Annotated in this window: 18 protein-coding genes and 1 tRNA gene; 2 read left to right on the forward strand and 17 right to left on the reverse strand. The window is 44.2% G+C overall.

Translation table 11 applies throughout. From position 1 onward, the window contains the following. Nucleotides 1-121 precede the first annotated feature (121 nt). Together clpB and EDC63_RS01675 are read right to left on the reverse strand one after the other, a co-directional pair. Nucleotides 122-2,698 (reverse strand): ATP-dependent chaperone ClpB, encoded by a 2,577-nt coding sequence (gene clpB / locus EDC63_RS01670; protein WP_124947685.1) that lies wholly within the window; start codon nucleotides 2,696-2,698, stop codon nucleotides 122-124. Between the two features lie 88 nt (nucleotides 2,699-2,786). Continuing rightward, nucleotides 2,787-4,262 (reverse strand): FMN-binding glutamate synthase family protein, encoded by a 1,476-nt coding sequence (locus tag EDC63_RS01675; protein WP_124947684.1) that lies wholly within the window; start codon nucleotides 4,260-4,262, stop codon nucleotides 2,787-2,789. A gap of 74 nt (nucleotides 4,263-4,336) precedes the next feature. Here EDC63_RS01675 and nadC point away from each other — a divergent pair, with 74 nt between their 5' ends. Next, nucleotides 4,337-5,167 carry a carboxylating nicotinate-nucleotide diphosphorylase gene (nadC, locus tag EDC63_RS01680; protein WP_124947683.1) on the forward strand — a complete coding sequence of 277 codons (831 nt, stop codon included), beginning with the start codon at nucleotides 4,337-4,339 and terminating at the stop codon, nucleotides 5,165-5,167. 107 nt (nucleotides 5,168-5,274) lie between these two features. Here the strand turns inward: nadC and thrC are convergent, their stop codons facing one another. The 3 genes from thrC to alaC form a co-directional block, all read right to left on the reverse strand. Then, on the reverse strand, nucleotides 5,275-6,402 hold the full coding sequence (gene thrC, locus EDC63_RS01685) for a threonine synthase (RefSeq protein ID WP_124947682.1): 1,128 nt from the start codon (nucleotides 6,400-6,402) through the stop codon (nucleotides 5,275-5,277). A 73-nt stretch (nucleotides 6,403-6,475) separates the two neighbouring features. Next, entirely contained in the window at nucleotides 6,476-7,792 is a 1,317-nt protein-coding gene (locus tag EDC63_RS01690) for a homoserine dehydrogenase (RefSeq protein WP_124947681.1), read from the reverse strand. 65 nt (nucleotides 7,793-7,857) lie between these two features. Then, entirely contained in the window at nucleotides 7,858-9,045 is a 1,188-nt protein-coding gene (gene alaC, locus EDC63_RS01695; RefSeq protein ID WP_124947680.1) for an alanine transaminase, read from the reverse strand. Between the two features lie 81 nt (nucleotides 9,046-9,126). Here alaC and EDC63_RS01700 point away from each other — a divergent pair, with 81 nt between their 5' ends. After that, nucleotides 9,127-9,498, forward strand: a complete 372-nt coding sequence (locus EDC63_RS01700; protein WP_124947679.1) for an Mth938-like domain-containing protein — start codon at nucleotides 9,127-9,129, stop codon at nucleotides 9,496-9,498. Between the two features lie 30 nt (nucleotides 9,499-9,528). On the opposite strand, the gene yrfG is transcribed toward EDC63_RS01700, so the two are convergent. From yrfG to rpmI, 12 genes are all read right to left on the reverse strand, one after another. Continuing rightward, on the reverse strand, nucleotides 9,529-10,182 hold the full coding sequence (gene yrfG / locus EDC63_RS01705) for a GMP/IMP nucleotidase (protein WP_124947678.1): 654 nt from the start codon (nucleotides 10,180-10,182) through the stop codon (nucleotides 9,529-9,531). Nucleotides 10,183-10,302: 120 nt separating this feature from the next. Next, nucleotides 10,303-11,220: an RNA polymerase sigma factor RpoS gene (rpoS, locus tag EDC63_RS01710; RefSeq protein WP_124947677.1), complete on the reverse strand. Its 918-nt coding sequence runs from the start codon at nucleotides 11,218-11,220 to the stop codon at nucleotides 10,303-10,305. Between the two features lie 20 nt (nucleotides 11,221-11,240). Then, nucleotides 11,241-12,227, reverse strand: coding sequence for a peptidoglycan DD-metalloendopeptidase family protein (locus EDC63_RS01715; RefSeq protein ID WP_223248424.1), 987 nt, complete (start codon nucleotides 12,225-12,227; stop codon nucleotides 11,241-11,243). Continuing rightward, nucleotides 12,224-12,880: a protein-L-isoaspartate(D-aspartate) O-methyltransferase gene (locus EDC63_RS01720; RefSeq protein WP_124947676.1), complete on the reverse strand. Its 657-nt coding sequence runs from the start codon at nucleotides 12,878-12,880 to the stop codon at nucleotides 12,224-12,226. The genes EDC63_RS01715 and EDC63_RS01720 overlap by 4 nt, the downstream gene beginning before the upstream one ends. After that, nucleotides 12,877-13,620 carry a 5'/3'-nucleotidase SurE gene (gene surE / locus EDC63_RS01725; protein ID WP_124947675.1) on the reverse strand — a complete coding sequence of 248 codons (744 nt, stop codon included), beginning with the start codon at nucleotides 13,618-13,620 and terminating at the stop codon, nucleotides 12,877-12,879. The genes EDC63_RS01720 and surE overlap by 4 nt, the downstream gene beginning before the upstream one ends. A gap of 117 nt (nucleotides 13,621-13,737) precedes the next feature. Beyond that, nucleotides 13,738-13,814 (reverse strand) — tRNA-Pro (locus tag EDC63_RS01730). 34 nt (nucleotides 13,815-13,848) lie between these two features. Then, nucleotides 13,849-14,256, reverse strand: coding sequence for a MerR family transcriptional regulator (locus EDC63_RS01735; RefSeq protein WP_124947674.1), 408 nt, complete (start codon nucleotides 14,254-14,256; stop codon nucleotides 13,849-13,851). Next, nucleotides 14,237-14,539: an integration host factor subunit alpha gene (locus tag EDC63_RS01740; protein WP_124947673.1), complete on the reverse strand. Its 303-nt coding sequence runs from the start codon at nucleotides 14,537-14,539 to the stop codon at nucleotides 14,237-14,239. Before EDC63_RS01740 ends, EDC63_RS01735 begins: the two co-directional genes overlap by 20 nt. A gap of 10 nt (nucleotides 14,540-14,549) precedes the next feature. Further along, the gene (gene pheT, locus EDC63_RS01745) at nucleotides 14,550-16,913 is read right to left on the reverse strand and encodes a phenylalanine--tRNA ligase subunit beta (RefSeq protein ID WP_124947672.1); all 2,364 of its coding nucleotides are present in this window, start codon (nucleotides 16,911-16,913) and stop codon (nucleotides 14,550-14,552) included. A gap of 79 nt (nucleotides 16,914-16,992) precedes the next feature. Continuing rightward, on the reverse strand, nucleotides 16,993-18,012 hold the full coding sequence (gene pheS / locus EDC63_RS01750) for a phenylalanine--tRNA ligase subunit alpha (RefSeq protein WP_124947671.1): 1,020 nt from the start codon (nucleotides 18,010-18,012) through the stop codon (nucleotides 16,993-16,995). A gap of 192 nt (nucleotides 18,013-18,204) precedes the next feature. Beyond that, entirely contained in the window at nucleotides 18,205-18,564 is a 360-nt protein-coding gene (gene rplT / locus EDC63_RS01755; RefSeq protein ID WP_124947670.1) for a 50S ribosomal protein L20, read from the reverse strand. Nucleotides 18,565-18,576: 12 nt separating this feature from the next. Further along, nucleotides 18,577-18,774, reverse strand: a complete 198-nt coding sequence (gene rpmI / locus EDC63_RS01760) for a 50S ribosomal protein L35 (protein WP_124947669.1) — start codon at nucleotides 18,772-18,774, stop codon at nucleotides 18,577-18,579. Nucleotides 18,775-18,792: the final 18 nt, after the last annotated feature.

An 18,792-nucleotide genomic window follows, 5' to 3' on the forward strand; every position in this document is an offset into this window, starting at 1 on the left:
AGACATTGTCGTATCATCAACAACACTGCTGATATTTCAACATTTACCTGCATCCATTTTCAGCATAGCAAAAAAAACGGGGCTTGTGAGTGCCCCGTTTTTTTTCTGATGAAAAATTCAATTATTTCTTATCAAATACCATCACCCCATTTTTGCAGTCAACCATAATCGTATCCTTAGCTGCAAAATGTCCCGAGAGAATTTCTTTGGCTAGCGGATTTTCCAACTGCGACTGAATCGCACGCTTCAATGGACGAGCCCCAAATACGGGGTCAAATCCTGCAGAAGCCAACTCTGACAATGCAGCATCCGTTACTTCAAGCCCCATCTCCATAGCCGCCAAACGCTTGGATAAATATTGCAACTGTATACTTGCAATGGATTTGATTTGATCTTCTCCCAAACTGTGGAACACGACCACTTCATCTATCCGGTTAATAAATTCCGGACGGAAATAGTTTTTAACCTCTCCCATCACTGCCAGCTTAACCACTTGATAATCATCACCCTCCATTTGCTGGATCATTTGTGAACCCAGATTTGAAGTCATCACAATCACCGAATTTTTAAAATCTACTGTACGTCCTTGGCCATCAGTCATCCGGCCATCATCTAACACTTGCAAAAGCACATTAAAAACATCCGGATGCGCTTTCTCCACTTCATCCAGCAAAATCACTGAGTAAGGCTTTCGACGAACAGCTTCAGTTAAATACCCGCCCTCTTCATATCCCACATAGCCGGGAGGTGCACCAATCAATCGTGCTACAGAATGTTTTTCCATGAATTCAGACATATCTATTCGGATCAAATGATCTTCCGAATCAAACAGAAAACCAGCCAGCGCTTTGCATAATTCGGTTTTACCGACACCAGTCGGCCCAAGAAACAGGAAGGAACCATAGGGACGATTTGGATCAGATAAACCTGAACGTGAGCGACGGATGGCATCTGAAACGAGTCTAGTCGCTTCATCTTGCCCTACTACTCTTTCATGCAATTTATCTTCCATATGTAACAGTTTGTCACGCTCACCCTGCATCATTTTGGAAACCGGAATCCCGGTGGCGCGTGACACCACTTCTGCTATTTCTTCTGCGCCAACCTGGGTGCGAAGCAACTTGTGCGTTTTTTCCACTTCTTCTACTGGCACTTGTTTCAGTTGCTCTTCTAACTGAGGAATACGGCCATACTGCAACTCTGATACTTTCTGGAAGTCACCCTTGCGATAAGCATCATCTTTTTCAACGCGAAGTTTTTCCAACTCTTCCTTGATATGCGAACTGCCCTGTACCTGAGCTTTTTCAGCTTTCCAGATATCTTCGAGATCGGCATACTCACGTTCCAGCTTGTTAATTTCCTCTTCCAACAAGCCAAGTCGTTTTTTGGAAGCTTCATCTTTCTCTCTTTTAACCGCTTCACGTTCAATCTTGAGCTGAATGGTTCGACGTTCCAGCTTATCCATCACTTCCGGTTTGGAATCAATTTCCATCCGAACGCGAGCAGCTGCCTCATCGATCAGATCAATTGCCTTGTCAGGCAAGAAACGGTCTGTAATGTATCGGTTTGACAATTCCGCCGCTGCAACAATGGCTGGGTCGGTAATATTGACGCCATGGTGCACTTCATACTTTTCCTGCAAACCACGGAGGATAGCTATGGTGTCTTCTACCGTTGGTTCTCCCACAAGTACTTTCTGGAAGCGCCGCTCCAGGGCGGCATCCTTCTCAACGTACTTACGGTACTCATCCAGCGTTGTCGCACCCACGCAATGCAATTCACCCCGTGCCAACGCAGGCTTTAGCATGTTGCCCGCGTCCATGGCACCTTCTGCCTTGCCAGCCCCAACCATCGTGTGCAATTCATCAATAAATACGATGGTTTGGCCTTCATCCTGTGCTAATTCCTTTAAAACGGATTTAAGACGCTCTTCAAATTCCCCTCTATATTTTGCGCCAGCAATCAGCGCGGCCATATCGAGTGACAGAACGCGTTTATTTTTCAAAGTTTCTGGTACTTCACCATTCACAATACGCTGAGCCAAACCTTCTACTATGGCGGTTTTACCTACACCGGGTTCGCCAATTAGAACTGGATTGTTTTTGGTGCGGCGCTGCAAAACCTGAATGGTCCGGCGAATTTCGTCATCTCTGCCAATCACCGGATCGAGCTTGCCCTGCTTGGCACGCTCAGTCAGATCAATCGTATATTTATTCAGCGCTTCTCTTTGCCCTTCAGCTTCCTGATCTTTGACAGATTCACCACCGCGCATTGCCTGAACAGCTTTTTCAAGATAGTCACGGGTGACACCTTGCTCTTTCAACAGGCGTCCGGTCTCACCTTTGTCATTTGCCAGCGCGAGCAAAAACAACTCTGAGGCAATAAATTGATCCCCTCTCTTTTGCGCTTCCTTATCAGTCACATTTAATAAATTATTTAAATCTCGAGAAAGGGAAACTTCCCCTTCATGCCCTTCTACCTTGGGCAAGCGTGAAATAGCAGCTTGAACCGCGGTGCGCAATGGCTGAACATTAGCCCCAGCCCTCCCTAGCAAAGACGAAGTGCCACCATCTTGCTGATCAAGCAATGCCAAAAGCAAATGCTGAGGTTCAATAAACTGATTGTCGTTGCCAACAGCGATACTTTGTGCATCAGAAAGGGCTTGCTGAAATTTTGTTGTTAACTTGTCAAAACGCATGGCATTTCCTTTTAAAAAATCATCGTTACAGCATAACTTGGGGGCAAAACGATAATTTCAACTGCTACCAGCACGTTAGCGTCATTATTTATGAACTGACTTTGAGTTCTGGATAGGGATAAAGCATGTTCATAGCTATGCTTTGACCGGCAGTTTGAACAATCCGTACATGTTCCCGGCGAAACTCTCTTGCGTGATGCAGACCGCAAGAATGCGCGATCATTTCAATTTCATTATTCATATTCTGAGCATAGTTGGCCACTCGCAGATATTTTTCCTGCACCACAAGCCCTCTCTGCAATCGCTTGTTATGTGTTGTTATTCCAGTAGGGCACATATTAGTATGGCAGCGCATTGCCTGAATACAACCCAATGAAAACATAAAACCGCGTGCGGTATTCACAAAATCCGCACCAATGCACAACGCCCAGGCCGCTTTAGCCGGCGTCACCATTTTTCCGGCTGCAACTACTTTTATGCGCTCTTTAAGACCCGACTCAATTAAAGCGTCTACTGCCCTGGGCAATGCCTCTGCTATCGGTAAACTCATGTGATCAGCCAGGACCTGTGGCGCGGCACCGCTCCCACCTTCCCCCCCATCAACAGAGATATAATCCGGTGCAAACTCCAGTCCACGACGTAATATTGCATCACAAACATCGTTTATAAACTGCCAGCCTCCTATCGCTGTCTTAATACCGACCGGACGACCAGACAATTCGCGAATCAAAGCAACCTGATCCAGCAACTCATCCACATTAGCTATATCACGATGACGATTGGGGCTTAAAGAATCTACAAATGCATCAATGCCGCGAATTTTAGCTATTTCAGTTGTGACTTTTATACCGGGTAATACGCCGCCCTTTCCTGGTTTGGCACCTTGCGACAACTTGATTTCAAAAGCGTTGACTATTTCACCCAATTCACGCGCTTTTTCCCTGGAAAATTTACCATCGCGATCACGGATACCATATTTTGCAGTCCCTATTTGCATGATGAGATCACAGTTTCCTGCTTGATGATAGGGAGAAAGTCCCCCTTCTCCCGTATTCAACCAACAACCAGCTTCCGCTGCGCCTTTAGATAGCGCTTGCACAGCAGGTCCTGAGATTGCGCCAAAACTCATCCCGCTAATATTAACAATAGAGCGCGCCACAAATGGTTTATTGCAATACCCTTCACCAATTACCAAAGGTGGAATGGTTAAACTATCTTCTGCCAAAACGGGGAACGCAGCGTTTACAAAGATAATCGAGCCCGGTTCTCGAAGATCATTGGTGGAACCAAAACCAATATTGCCGCCTAATCCTTTTGCAGTTCTGTATACCCAATTTCGAGTAGCCCGGTTAAAGGGCATCTCATCTCTGTCTCCTGAGAAAAAATATTGCCGGAAAAACTCGCCTTGCCTCTCAAAGAAATAACGCAACCTTCCAATAACAGGGTAGTTTCGTAAAACAGCATGTTTCTTCTGGGTTATATCCTGAATGATCCAGAATACTAAAAGCGCAATCAGCAGAAAACCAATGATTGTGCCAACACCATATGAAATAATGCTCAACATTCTTCTCTCCCGCAAACAGCAAACTACGATAAAATTTACACCTTTCTATGCCCTGACCATAATAGGCTAAAAACATGGACATCACATCTGCCATTGAGTTAAACGTTACTACTGCACTAGCTGAAGACATTGGAAATGGTGACATTACAGCCCAGCTCATCCCCGCATCACTAACTGCTATAGCCACAGTTATTTCCAGGGATCATGCCACCTTATGTGGAAAAGCCTGGTTTGAAAGCTGTTTCAAACGACTTGACTCGAACATTCACATTCAATGGTTCGTACAGGATGGAGATCGCATCACACCCTCACAAAAAATATGTGAAATCAGCGGCAATGCTCGCGCTATGTTAACCGCTGAACGTCCGGCACTCAATTTGCTCCAAACATTATCCGGAACGGCTACATTAACTCGCAGCTATGTAGATAAAATTGCAGGTACTTCTGCGTCTATTTTAGATACACGCAAAACATTACCAGGGCTTAGGATTGCCCAAAAATATGCCGTTCTTGCAGGTGGTGGTCTTAACCAGCGGATAGGTTTGTATGATGGCATCCTGATCAAGGAAAATCATATTGCGGCGGCTGGCGGTATTTTTACAGTGTTAGTAGAAGCGCGAAAACTGGCAAAACCAGGTGTCTCCATACAAATTGAAGTCGAAAACATGTCTCAGTTAGATGAAGCACTCCAAGCAGGTGCCAAGCTGATTCTGCTGGACAATTTTTCCTTCTCAAAACTGAGAGAAGCCGTTATTTTTACCGCAAAGCGTGCAGTATTGGAGGCTTCTGGAGGAATCACATTAGAATCAGTTCGTTTGGTAGCAGAAACTGGTGTAGACCGCATTTCTGTCGGCAATCTGACAAAAGACGTAAAAGCAGTGGATTTTTCAATGAGATTTGCTTGATTGACAACGTGGTTCTGCAAGCGACCACTGAATTGAACTTAAAAGGCTTTACAGGTTTTTGTGTTCACATAAGAATACATACTCTCAACCAATACAAAAACCAGACACTAAAATTTAGCGATATTCGCTAAAATAATTTTTTCAATGGCGCCATGCGTTGCCTCTACAGATACAGGCAGAGTACTCTGTGAAATAGCCATTTCAGGGTCTTTAAGACCATGGCCTGTAAGAGTACAAACAATCGTGCTGCCTTCGCCAATCAGTCCTAATTCCAGATCTTTCAGCACACCAGCCAATGAAGCTGCAGAAGCTGGCTCGCAAAATATCCCTTCAGTTTGTGCCAGCAACTTTTGCACTTTTAAAATCTCTGTATCAGTGCATTCACCAAACCAACCACCTGACTCTTCCTTCACTTTCCATGCACGGTCCCAGGATTGAGGATGGCCGATACGAATAGCGGTTGCAATTGTTTCAGGTTGATCTACAAATTCACCACGCAAAAATGGCGCGGAACCGGCAGCTTGATATCCAAGCATGATTGGCCGACGCTCCGCCAGGGTTCCATTCTTGAACTGGCAATTACCAGCGCAGAAAGCACATGATGCCGTGTCTATACATGCAGCTTCAGAGTAACCTATCCAATGGGCTGTAATATTGCCCGCATTACCTACTGGCAGGGCATGGTAATCTGGCGCTTCACCCAACTCTTCTATGATCTCGAATGCAGCCGTTTTCTGGCCTTGAAGGCGAAATGGATTGATTGAATTGACTATGGTTACAGACAGATTATCTGAAATTTCCTTGACCAGTCGCATCCCGTCATCAAAATTGCCTTTAATCTGAATAGTTACTGCACCATGCATCATGGCTTGAGACAACTTACCTAATGCAATTTTACCCTCAGGGATCAACACGAATGCAGCTATTCCAGCCCGAGCTGCGTAGGCTGCAGCAGCAGCTGAAGTATTTCCGGTAGACGCGCAAATGACTGCTTTTGAACCTGCTTCCACAGCTTTTGTTACAGCCATGGTCATACCGCGATCCTTAAACGAGCCGGTTGGGTTCAAACCTTCAAATTTAACCAGGATTCGCACATCTTTTTTAACAAGCTTGGGAAGATGTTTAAGCTCGATTAACGGGGTATTGCCTTCACCCAATGAAATAATTGGTGTGTTTGTCGTGACTGGCAAACGATCACGGTAACGTTCAATCAATCCCGTATAGTGTTTGGCCATACCCTTCCCTAAAATCAACTCATGAAACCGAGAGGTTTATATAACAACCCCTTCATCTCATTCAGTTAAAAAATCAGTTTTTATTAAGCTCTTCCAACCTGATACGCGTCACTTTCCCTGAGACCGAAGATAGCCCTTCAATCTTGGCAATAGCTTCATTCACATTTTTTTCTACTGTGATATGGGTCAGTATAATAATGTTAACCAAGGTTTCACCTTCACGTGGTTCTTTCTGAACCATAGCATCAATTGAAATACCCAACTTCGCGAGGATGCCTGTTATTTCAGCCAGCACACCTGTTTTATCCAGCACGCAGAGACGCAAATAGTAAGCTGTGCGCACTTCTGACATCGGAAGAATTGGGTCATCTGATAGAGCATCGGGCTGAAAAGCGAGATGCGGCACACGATTGCCAGGATCAGCAGTGTGCATACGTGTCACATCTACCAAATCGGCAACAACTGAAGAGGCTGTAGGTTCTGCACCAGCACCTGCACCGTAATACATGGTTGCACCCACCGCATCACCTTTTACCAAAATTGCATTCATCACACCTTCCACATTCGCTATCAAACGCTTGGCAGGAATCAGCGTAGGATGAACGCGCAATTCAATTCCTTCTGGCGTCCAGCGTGTAATGCCCAGCAATTTAATGCGATAGCCTAATTCTTCAGCATATTGAATATCTTCACGAGTCAGTTTGGAAATCCCTTCGGTATAGGCCTTGTCAAATTGCATAGGAACGCCAAAACCAATAGCCGACATAATCGTCAATTTATGCGCTGCATCAATTCCTTCAATGTCAAAAGTGGGATCGGCTTCTGCATATCCCAAGCGTTGAGCTTCTTTCAGCACCTCTTCAAAACTTGAACCTTTTTCGCGCATTTCGGAAAGAATAAAATTACTCGTTCCGTTAATAATGCCTGCTATCCATTCAATTCGATTAGCCGTCAGTCCTTCACGCAGCGCTTTGATAATAGGAATACCACCCGCAACAGCTGCTTCAAAAGAGACCATAACCCCCTTGGCTTGCGCAGCAGCAAAAATCTCATTGCCATGTTTCGCAATCAATGCCTTATTGGCAGTCACAACATGTTTGCCATTTTCAATCGCCATCATGACCATATCCTTTGCAGGCTCTATGCCACCAATAAGTTCAACAACGATATCAATATCCGGGTTATCCACCACATCAAACGGATTGGTTGTAATCTTAAAACCGTCCCCTGCGTATTTTTTTGCTTTCTCAATATCGCGTACCGCTGCCATCGTAACGCGAATTTCCCGGCCAGCACGACGCGTGATTTCAACCTGATTGCGGCGCAATACTGTTAGCGTTCCTCCACCAACAGTACCTAAACCTAATAAGCCGACATTAATTGGTTTCATTCAAATACCTTTATTCATTTTATAGACCACAAAGATGTAATAAGTTGCGCATACAAACGCTAGCGCTATTTCAGTAAGCCATCTTTGCGAAACATTTCTTTTAAACCACGAATAGCCTGCTTTGTCCTGGATTCATTTTCAATCAGTGAAAAACGAACATGATCATCACCATATTCTCCAAACCCAATACCTGGAGAAATCGCGACTTTTGCATCGGCTAATACTTTTTTGGAAAATTCCAGCGATCCCATTGCACGATATGCATCAGGAATCTGCGCCCAGACAAACATCGTAGCCTTGGGTATATCAACCATCCAGCCTATGCTATGCAAACCTTTACATAAAACATCGCGCCGCTTCTGATACATTAAACGAATGTCTTCTACGCAATCTTGAGGTCCTTCCAAAGCAAGAATCGAAGCAACCTGAATAGGCGTAAACGTGCCGTAATCATGATAACTTTTCATACGCGCAAGAGCAGACACCAACCGCTGATTCCCAACCATAAAACCAACACGCCAACCAGGCATATTATAACTTTTTGATAGAGTGAAGAATTCAACAGCCACATCTTTGGCACCAGGAACCTGCATAATTGAAGGCGCTACATAACCATCGAACACAATATCGGCATAGGCGAGATCATGCACTACAAAAATGCCATGCTCTTTTGCCAGTGCAATGACTTTTTCAAAAAAAGGCAGTTCAACGCATTGCGTGGTCGGGTTGCCCGGGAAGTTCAGAATCAACATTTTCGGTTTAGGATAGGAATCCTTGATTGCTTTTTCAAGCTCCTCGAAAAAATCTACCCCGGGTGCCATAGGCACGTGCCGGATATCTGCTCCAGCAATAACAGGTCCATAAATATGAATTGGATAGCTGGGATTAGGGACCAATACAATATCCCCCTGATCCATAGTAGCTAAAGCCAAATGCGCAATACCTTCCTTGGAACCGATAGTAACGATTGCTTCCTTATCGGGGTCAATATCCACATCAAATCGTTTCTTGTACCAAGTGCAAATCGCCTTCCGTAAGCGCGGTATGCCTTTAGATACAGAATAGCGATGTGTATCGCCACGACGTGCAGTTTCAATCATTTTATCGACGATATGTTTTGGTGTTGGCTGATCGGGATTGCCCATGCCAAAATCAATAATATCTTCCCCACGCTTACGCGCGGCTGCCTTCAATTCACCCGTAATGTTGAATACATACGGTGGAAGGCGCTTGATTCTTGGGAATTCTTCCATATACTTGGATCTGGCTATAATAAACTTAAAAATCGTACAATATTACATGAGCCCAATCTGCACCGCAAATGGAGAACACGCATGAAACTTCACCTAGCCAAAGCCGCCGGCCAAAACCTGTTCACAGGATACGGGGAAGACTATGTAGTCATTAATCAAATTCAATATGATAAAAGTCTGATAGCCTTACCAGATAAGCTGGTTGAGGATTGGAATGTCCCTTCATTTGAAGCATTAACCAGTGATCATTTTGAATTCATACTCAGCCTGGATCCAGAAATTGTCCTGTTAGGCACGGGTAAAAACTTACGATTTCCCCACCCGAGCCTGACGCAAACTTTAACACGCAACCAAATAGGTATCGAAATCATGGATATTTATGCCACTTGCAGAACGTACAACATACTCATGGCTGAAGGACGAAAAGTTGCTGCTGCCCTCATACTCAATTAAACACCCATATTTACAAAATACATTATTACATCAGATAGATATAATATCGTTGAAACGTTCAACAGCCATAAATTCTTCCACTTTTTTGGCTGGTTGTTTGGAATCAGGTTGATGTATTGCTAATAGATGCGCAATACCATACTCTCTAGCCGAACGTAATACCGGAAGGCTGTCATCTACTAATAGCGTCAACGCCGGATCAAATCGCTCTATTGTCTGCAACTTACCCCAAAACCCAGATTGTTCTTTTGGCATCCCTAAATCATGCGCGCAGATAATCGCATCAAAATAGCCACCCAGTTCTGTGCGTTTCATTTTAAGAGATAAGCTTTTTGAATGCGCATTTGTAACAAGGGTCAAACGTTTGCCAGATGAGCGTAGAAAGGATAAAAATGCCAATACATCAGGTCGCACAGCAATTAAATGCGCAACTTCTTCTTTGAGCTTCTCAATATCAAGGGATAATTCACGGGTCCAGTAATCAACGCAGTACCACTGCATCGTACCTGTAACCCGCTGATAGCGAATTGCAAGATCTGCATGTGCATCTTCATAATTCACACCATGCCGTTCTGCATATCTTTGAGGAACATGCGATAACCAGAAATGATTGTCAAAATGAAGGTCCAGCAGGGTACCATCCATATCCAGAAAAACCGTTTCTATTTTATTCCAGTCAATCATTTCAATTGCCAATTCTCGAACACAACTAATAACACCGTAGATACTGACGAAAAGTCGATAAGATATAAACTACACAGATCAAGCTAATACGACTAATTACTGAAAATGAGGAAATGCAATTCAGAGTAAAACGTCTTTGGATATACCCGCAAGCCGTAGGATTCGACGCAAGCTTTGCAGCGCCTCCATCTGAATCTGGCGCACTCTTTCGCGTGTCAGATCCAGACTTTCAGCCAGATCTTCAAGCGTGTGAACTTCCTGCTCGCCAAAACCATAACGCCGCTCAATTACCCATCTTTGCTTTTCGCTCAACTGATCCATCCAGCTTTGAACAAATTGTTCTACTTCAGCCAGTTGAAACAAATCTTCAGGCCTCAGACACTGCTCATCAGGCACAGCCTCACCAATAGAAAGCATCGGGTCAATATCCAGGGGCGCATCCAAAGATGCCATACGTTCATTTAACCTGAGAATTTTTCTGACTTCTTCAACCGGCTTTTCAACAAGATGCGCCACATCTTCAATCTTGGGTTCCTTATCACTATGCGCTTCCAGGTGACGATAGGCTCTGAGACAGACGTTCAACTCTTTAATGATATGGACTGGTAATCTAATAGTGCGAGACTGATTCATGATAGAACGTTCGATATTCTGACGAATCCACCACGTTGCATAGGTAGAAAAACGAAAACCGCGCTCATAATCGAATTTATCCAGAGCATGGATGAGCCCCAGATTGCCCTCTTCAATTAAATCCATCAAAGGCATGCCACGATTAATATAACGCTTAGCAATATTCACCACGAGGCGCAAATTTCGCTCAATCATCTTCTGTCTGGCCTGAAAATCGCCATCCCTGACCAGACGCGCAAGTTCATACTCCTCACTCGCGCTGAGCAAAGCATTCTGGCCGATTTCATTAAGATAAATCTGTGTAACATCTCCATGGCAATCACCAAAAAGAGATTCTGTTACCGGCAATGTTTCGCTGGTCTCAGAGGAGAAACTTGGTTCGAGCTGCTCTTCTTCGTCCTGCATAAACACTTCCCCTTAAGATTTTATGAGGTTTTGTCCCCAGGCAGATATTTCATAGGATCTACAGGCTTGCCAAGGCGCCGTATTTCAAAATGCAATTTAATCTGATCAGAATCCGTATCACCCATTTCGCCGATTTTCTGGCCCTTGGTAACACTTTGACCCTCTTTTACAAGGATCCGACTATTGTGCGCATACGCGCTGAGAAACGTTTTATTATGCTTTATGATTATTAGTTTACCATAACCACGCAAACCACTACCACTATATACAACTTTACCGGGCGCAGATGCGAAGACGGATTGACCACTTTTTCCAGAGATATCCAGCCCCTTGGCTCCACCTGCATCATTAAACCCGGCAATCAATTTACCTTGTGCTGGCCAAATCCAGTCAACCTGATCATCACCGGCTGCCTGACCAGACTGATCCGGCTTTTCCTCAATAACCTTTACTGCTGGCTTTTCTGCTTCAGCCGTGGGCGCAACAACAGGCAATGTTTTAGCTTGTGTGGCTACTGCAACCTTTTTGGTTGAAGCCTGTGCAAAGGCCTGATCAGAATAAGGAACTTTTTCAGCAATAGGCTGGGATTTTACCACCCCTCCTCCAGCTAAAGCTTTTGTTTCACCCGGAGATTTAAGTGCAGTAATGACCGGACCGTTCTCTGCTTGCTTAAACTTTAATCGCTGCCCTACTCTGATCACATTGAAATTTTCAATGTGATTCCATGCAGCAATTTCTTTATAATCTAGCCCATGTTCCAAAGCAATACTAAATAATGTATCGCCTTTTTTAACAATATAAGTATCTGGCCGCCAATCTACGTCTGCATCCCTTGCATTGGTTTTTGTTTTAACAGCAGATTTATCTGCTCGGTCTATCACAGGTGCTGATTGATTCGATGCACATCCACTAATAGTCAATAGCAAAGCCAATGAAAAAAAAATGCCGTACTGACGGCAATATCCCTTAAATAGATGGAAATCACATTTTGCAAAAAACGAATTCAAGAAACCCCCTGCATCAGAGGCACAAACTTCACTGGCTCTAAATCAGTTTCGACCAATCCATCAGCAGTTCGTTCAATCAAACGCAAACGCTGCTCTGCACTGCCAATCGGCAATATCATTCGACCTCCCTCAGCAAGTTGCTGCAACAACTCAGGAGGAACATGCGTTGCTGCTGCTGCCATAATTATACCGTCAAACGGACCGGCTTCAGGCAACCCCATACAGCCATCAGCATGCTTTAGACGCACGTTTGGCAAACGTAATTCACGTAGACTTACCCGGGCTTTTGCCAAAAGCGGTGCAATACGCTCAACAGAATAAACCTCTTTTGCTATGCGAGACAACACTGCAGCCTGATAGCCACACCCTGTCCCAATCTCAAGCACTTTATGCAACTCGCCCCCGGCACGTAATAATTCAGACATGCGCGCGACAATATAAGGATTAGATATTGTCTGACCGAATCCAATAGGTAATGAAATCTCTTCATAGGCACGACTGGATAGTGCCTCTTCAATAAATATGTGGCGAGGTATCGCATTTAACGCAGCCAACACCACCTCATCCTTGATACCTAATTGACGTAAACGCTCAACCATGCGTGCTCGGGTACGTTGTGATGTCATTCCAATGCCGGTGTGTCGAGTACTCATGCTTCCAACCAGTGTTTCGTGGCGCTTAGTTGCGCAAATTGTGTCAAATCCATTTGTAACGGTGTCAAAGAAACCCTGTCATGGTTAATGGCGTTAAAATCTGTTCCTTCACCAGCATCTTGCGCTGCACCCGCAGCACCTATCCAGTAAACTGTCTGGCCGCGAGGATTTTCAGACTTTACCACAGCTTCTGCTCTATGACGCTTACCCAATCGCGTTGTTTCAATCCCCTTAATTGATTCATAAGGAATATCAGGTACATTCACATTCATCAAAATTGGAGCAGGAAACGCAGACTTTTGATACCGTTTAACCAAATCAGCAACCACTTTGGCTGCAGTCAGATAGTTACCTTTAGAAGCACTGACCAGTGAAACCGCGATTGAAGGAATACCCAATAAAAATCCTTCAGTTGCAGCAGCCACCGTGCCGGAATAAATAGTATCGTCACCCATATTTGCGCCGTGATTAATTCCTGAAATCACCATATCTGGCAATTCATCCAGCATTCCGGTAACCGCCAAATGTACACAATCAGTAGGCGTGCCATTCACGTAATAAAAACCTTTATGGGATTGACGTAATATCAACGGACGATCCAGGGTAAGAGAATTACTCGCCCCACTACGATCCCTTTCAGGTGCAACCACTGTAATATTTGCGAATGTTGAAAGCGTTTCGGCCAGAACGGCCAATCCGGGAGCGAAATATCCATCATCATTACTCAGCAGGATACGCATAGTTATTTCCCGGTTACATCAATTATATTGAAGCAAAAGACTATAGACAAAATTGAATAGAAACAAATATTCTGCTTTTTCACTTTTATTTATGACGAGCCTTTTGTTGCAGAAATTTGGTCGGGGCGAGAGGATTTGAACCTCCGACCACATGCACCCCATGCATGTACGCTACCAGGCTGCGCTACGCCCCGAAGCGTGCGATTATACCAGAATTGAGAGAAGAGGCTAGGCTTGAAGCAACTCTAAAACGCTTTTTATTTCTTTACGTAAAAGCGCATAGCCAATTTTATCTTCTTCATCCATTTCAGTTGTAACCGAGTGACTTTCATCACCATTGGTTGAAACAGCAGAAAAAACAGAAGCATCGCCTTCACTTAACTGATTTCGCGCTCCGTTGATTGTGAAGCCTTGCTCATACAGCAAATCACGTATACGACGTATCAGCAACACTTCATGATGTTGATAATAACGACGATTACCCCGACGTTTAACCGGTTTAAGCTGAGTAAATTCCTGTTCCCAATAACGTAGAACATGCGGCTTTACGCCGCATAATTCACTTACTTCACCAATGGTAAAGTAACGTTTTGCAGGAATAGGAGGCAACTCCTCCTTATGCAGCGTTTCCGCCATAGTTCTTTTCCACTAAAGCTTTTAACTTCTGACTGGCATGAAATGTAACCACACGACGGGCTGTAATAGGAATTTCCTCACCGGTCTTGGGATTGCGGCCAGGACGCTGAGGTTTGTCCCTTAATTGGAAATTTCCAAATCCAGACAATTTAACACTGTCCCCACTCTCAAGCGCAATACGGATTTCCTCAAAAAAAGATTCCACCATATCTTTGGCTTCGCGCTTATTCAAACCTACTTTTTCAAACAATAAATCTGCCAACTCGGCCTTCGTCAATGTCATGAATGCTCCCTCATGTTCGTAATTTTGCGTTAAATCGGTTATTTAATATTTGTGTCAGATGAGTAATTGCTTCATCCGTTTCTTTATCTGTAAGCGTCTTTTGAGTATCTTGCATCAGCACGCGGAATGCAAGACTTTTTTTATCTGAATCAATGCCTTTGCCTCGATAAACATCAAATAATTCCAATGCTGTGACGATAGCAGGCTTATTTTCATGCAACGCATCCAGTATTATCTGCACACTCAAACTTTCATCAACAACAACTGCAATGTCACGGCGTACCTGCTGAAGTTTAGAATATTCACTAAAGACAGGTATCACTCTCTTTTGCAATGAAGCAAGATCAAGTTCAAACAAGGTGGCAGACTGAGGCAAATCATATTTTTGTTGCCATTGTGGATGTAATACGCCAATCCAACCAATACACTTATTGGCAATCCAGACAGTTGCAGACTGGCCAGGATGCAATGCCGGATGCTGAGCAGCGGTAAACCTGGGGATTTCAGGCCAGCACAAAGCTTCTACATCTGCTTTCATATCATAATAGTCAACGCTTCTCGCTGGCTCGCCCCATTGCTCAGACCTGACCGGCCCATAACATAATCCTGCGATGCGCAAAGGCTGTTGTTCACTACTCGGCTGATCACCCACAAAGCAACGACCCAATTCAAATAATCTTACTCGCTCCTGTTTACGGTTAAGATTAAACCGTAATCCATCAATCAAACCACCAAGCAATGTTGAGCGCATTGTGCTCATATGGCTTGCAATCGGATTTTGCAATTTTATAGGCTTGGTATTACCAGCAAAATCCTTCTCCCAAACCTCATCAACAAAACTATAGTTGATAACTTCCTGAAAATCTCGATTTACTAAAACCTGCCGTAATTCAGAATCCTGACGAAAAGATTCGGGTTTCGGCAACATCCCCAAATTAGCACGTGGCGAAACTGCCTTAACGTTGTCGTAACCATACAATCGAACTAACTCTTCAATCAAATCAGCTTCAATGTTCAAGTCAAAACGATAGCTGGGTGGCGTTACAAAATAAACACCTTTATCAGACACAAAGGTCAGTTGCTGAAGCCTTAGTAAGGCTTCCACTTGATCCTCTTGCATGTCGATTCCCAATACGCGCCGTGCTCTGGCAACACGCAATTGAATAGGGTCGCGTTTTGGTAATTCGCTGATAACTTCTGTAATTTCCCCTGCCGCACCGCCACATATTTCCTGTATCAAACAGGTAGCACGTTCCAGCCCAATGCGAGTGGAAGCAAAATCCACGCCGCGTTCAAACCGGAATGAGGAATCAGATGAAATTGCAAAGCTTCGTGACTTACCTGCAATAACTGCCGGGTTAAAAAATGCACTTTCCAAAAATATGTCTGTCGTAGTGTCACTGACGGCGCTATCTAGCCCACCCATTATGCCAGCCAACGCAAGAACCGTGGCATCATCTGCAATTACCAGCATATTCTCAGCCAGCTTGACAGCCTGTTCATTCAAAAGCGTCAGTTGCTCATCCTGCGTCGCAAAACGTACAGTGATGCCACCGTTTAGTTTATTGAGATCAAACGCATGAAGTGGCTGACCTAGTTCCAGTAACACATAATTTGTTACATTGACTATAGCGTTGATGCTACGCAATCCGCTACGCTCTAGCCGACGAATCATCCATTCAGGTGTAGGGGCAGCCAAATTAACGCCCCGTACAATTCTGCCGCAATAACGAGGGCAAGCCTCAGGCTCAAGCACCTTCACGTCAAGCACGCCAGCTGATTTATCTATTACAGCCGGTGTCACTTCAGGCAAAATCAGGCTGGAAGCGGTAATAGCAGACACTTCACGTGCAACACCGGTTACGCTTAAACAATCACCACGGTTTGGTGTTAATTTTAATGTGAACAGCTTATCGTTAAGGTCGAGGTATTCTCGAATATTTTGACCAACAGGTGCATCAGAAGGCAACAGCAACAGTCCATCACTTTCTTCAGCCAATCCAATTTCTTTCTCTGAACAAAGCATGCCACTTGACTCAACACCACGAACTTTTGCCTGTTTAATGACTATTCCGGGCAAAGCCGCGCCAACCTGAGCACAAGGAACACGAGCTCCAACATGGACATTTTTTGCACCACATACAATTTGTAATGGTGCATCAGCACCCACATTGACTTTACATACTTGCAGGCGATCTGCATCCGGATGCTTTTCCAGAGACAGTACCTCGCCAATCACCACATCATTAAAATCCGGTACCAACGATTCAAGCGCTTCTACTTCCAGACCTGACATTGTTAAGGCATGGGCAAGCTGCTCACTGGTAACCTCAGGATTAACTAATGTGCGCAACCAGTTTTCAGAAAATTTCATATTTTAGTGTTCACAGCAAAGTCACAACGTTATCAGCAAAAGTGCGATTCATTCAATTCATCCAGCATCAAGAAAACTGCTAATTAAATTGCTTTAAAAAGCGTAGATCATTTTCGAAGAACAAACGCAAATCATTGACGCCATAACGAAGCATAGCTAAACGCTCTACGCCCAGCCCAAAAGCAAACCCTAAGTATTTCTCACTGTCGACTCCGACATGTGAAAAAACATTAGGATGAACCATGCCACAGCCCAACACTTCCAACCAACCTGTATGACTGCAAACGCGGCAACCCTTACCTTCACACATGACACATGCGATATCCATTTCCGCTGAAGGCTCTGTAAAAGGGAAAAACGAAGGGCGAAAGCGCACTTTCAAATCATCACGCTCGAAAAAACGCTGCATGAAATCAGCCAGCACGCCTTTTAATTCTGCAAAACTGACATTTTCATCGACCCATAACCCCTCAACCTGATGAAACATAGGCGTATGTGTCACATCTGAATCACAGCGGTAAACACGTCCAGGCGCAATAATCTTCAGGGGCGGTTGATGATTTAGCATATAACGAACCTGAACGGGTGACGTATGCGTTCGCAAAACATGTTTGCTATCAACATAGAACGTATCATGCATAGCACGCGCCGGATGATCTTCAGGAATATTCAATGCTGTAAAATTATGAAAATCCGTTTCAATCTCTGGGCCTTCCGCTATTTCAAATCCAATCGAATGAAACAGGGATTCAATTCGCTGTAACGTTAAAGTTACAGGATGCAATCCACCAACACCCAAACCACGCCCTGGCAAAGTTACATCCAAGGATTCTTTTGCTAACTGATCATGTAACACTTGCGCTTGAATAGCATCTTTCCGTTCCTTAAGCGATTGCTCAAGCAACTGCTTTACCTGATTGATTCGTCCACCAACAGCAGGACGCTCCTCTGCGGATATTTTTCCAAGCTGTTTAAGCAACTCTGTCAGTGCGCCACTTTTTCCAAAATAACGCGCTTTAGCTTGCTCCAGATCAACCACATTATCTATTGTTTGAAATAGATCGAGCGCTTCTTTTTGAATATCGTCGAGATTTTGCATCTTGAATGTAATGTATTTATCACGGGGGAAATAAACTAAAGTTTAATCCACATTAACTTCAAACCATAATACATTGTTATCAATGAAAATTAAACAAATATATTATAACAATTCAGGTGGAGTAAAATTCAGTTTACTCATATCTTAAAACAAAAAAAGGAGGCCTAAAGCCTCCTTTTTTCAAGTTACTTCTTAGGCGCTAAGGCTAGCTTTGGCCTGTTCTACAATGCGAGCAAAAGCTGCTTTGTCGAAAACTGCGATATCAGCCAACACCTTACGGTCAATATCAATAGCCGCTTTTTTAAGGCCATTCATAAACACGCTGTAGGTTAAACCCAACTCGCGAGATGCTGCATTGATACGAGTAATCCACAATGAGCGGAACTGACGCTTACGCTGACGGCGATCGCGATAGGCATATTGCCCTGCTTTCATTACCGCTTGCTTGGCAATACGGTAAACATTACCACGACGACCGCGGAAACCTTTAGCTTGTGCTATAACTTTTTTGTGACGGGCACGTGCCGTGACTCCACGTTTTACTCTAGGCATTCTGACTCTCCTTTATGCGTACGGCATCATAGCTCGAATCGAGCGTGTGTTGCTGGCATCAACCATCGTAGTACCGCGCAACTGACGCTTGGACTTTGTGGTTTTCTTGGTCAGAATGTGGCGCATGTAAGCGTGAGCACGCTTCACTCCACCGCCACCCAGAACTTTGAAGCGCTTTTTAGCGCTACTTTTCGTTTTCATCTTAGGCATTGATAACTCCAATTTTAG

Origin of the sequence: Sulfurirhabdus autotrophica, from assembly GCF_004346685.1 — a bacterium.
Classification (GTDB): Bacteria; Pseudomonadota; Gammaproteobacteria; order Burkholderiales; family SMCO01; genus Sulfurirhabdus; species Sulfurirhabdus autotrophica.

What these genes read in the sequence shown, in the direction of transcription:
- clpB (WP_124947685.1), bottom strand. Translation starts at nt 2,698, where the DNA reads ATGCGTTTTGACAAGTTAACAACAAAATTTCAGCAAGCCCTTTCTGAT.
- EDC63_RS01675 (WP_124947684.1), bottom strand. Translation starts at nt 4,262, where the DNA reads ATGTTGAGCATTATTTCATATGGTGTTGGCACAATCATTGGTTTTCTG.
- nadC (WP_124947683.1), top strand. Translation starts at nt 4,337, where the DNA reads ATGGACATCACATCTGCCATTGAGTTAAACGTTACTACTGCACTAGCT.
- thrC (WP_124947682.1), bottom strand. Translation starts at nt 6,402, where the DNA reads ATGGCCAAACACTATACGGGATTGATTGAACGTTACCGTGATCGTTTG.
- EDC63_RS01690 (WP_124947681.1), bottom strand. Translation starts at nt 7,792, where the DNA reads ATGAAACCAATTAATGTCGGCTTATTAGGTTTAGGTACTGTTGGTGGA.
- alaC (WP_124947680.1), bottom strand. Translation starts at nt 9,045, where the DNA reads ATGGAAGAATTCCCAAGAATCAAGCGCCTTCCACCGTATGTATTCAAC.
- EDC63_RS01700 (WP_124947679.1), top strand. Translation starts at nt 9,127, where the DNA reads ATGAAACTTCACCTAGCCAAAGCCGCCGGCCAAAACCTGTTCACAGGA.
- yrfG (WP_124947678.1), bottom strand. Translation starts at nt 10,182, where the DNA reads ATGATTGACTGGAATAAAATAGAAACGGTTTTTCTGGATATGGATGGT.
- rpoS (WP_124947677.1), bottom strand. Translation starts at nt 11,220, where the DNA reads ATGCAGGACGAAGAAGAGCAGCTCGAACCAAGTTTCTCCTCTGAGACC.
- EDC63_RS01720 (WP_124947676.1), bottom strand. Translation starts at nt 12,880, where the DNA reads ATGAGTACTCGACACACCGGCATTGGAATGACATCACAACGTACCCGA.
- surE (WP_124947675.1), bottom strand. Translation starts at nt 13,620, where the DNA reads ATGCGTATCCTGCTGAGTAATGATGATGGATATTTCGCTCCCGGATTG.
- EDC63_RS01735 (WP_124947674.1), bottom strand. Translation starts at nt 14,256, where the DNA reads ATGGCGGAAACGCTGCATAAGGAGGAGTTGCCTCCTATTCCTGCAAAA.
- EDC63_RS01740 (WP_124947673.1), bottom strand. Translation starts at nt 14,539, where the DNA reads ATGACATTGACGAAGGCCGAGTTGGCAGATTTATTGTTTGAAAAAGTA.
- pheT (WP_124947672.1), bottom strand. Translation starts at nt 16,913, where the DNA reads ATGAAATTTTCTGAAAACTGGTTGCGCACATTAGTTAATCCTGAGGTT.
- pheS (WP_124947671.1), bottom strand. Translation starts at nt 18,012, where the DNA reads ATGCAAAATCTCGACGATATTCAAAAAGAAGCGCTCGATCTATTTCAA.
- rplT (WP_124947670.1), bottom strand. Translation starts at nt 18,564, where the DNA reads ATGCCTAGAGTAAAACGTGGAGTCACGGCACGTGCCCGTCACAAAAAA.
- rpmI (WP_124947669.1), bottom strand. Translation starts at nt 18,774, where the DNA reads ATGCCTAAGATGAAAACGAAAAGTAGCGCTAAAAAGCGCTTCAAAGTT.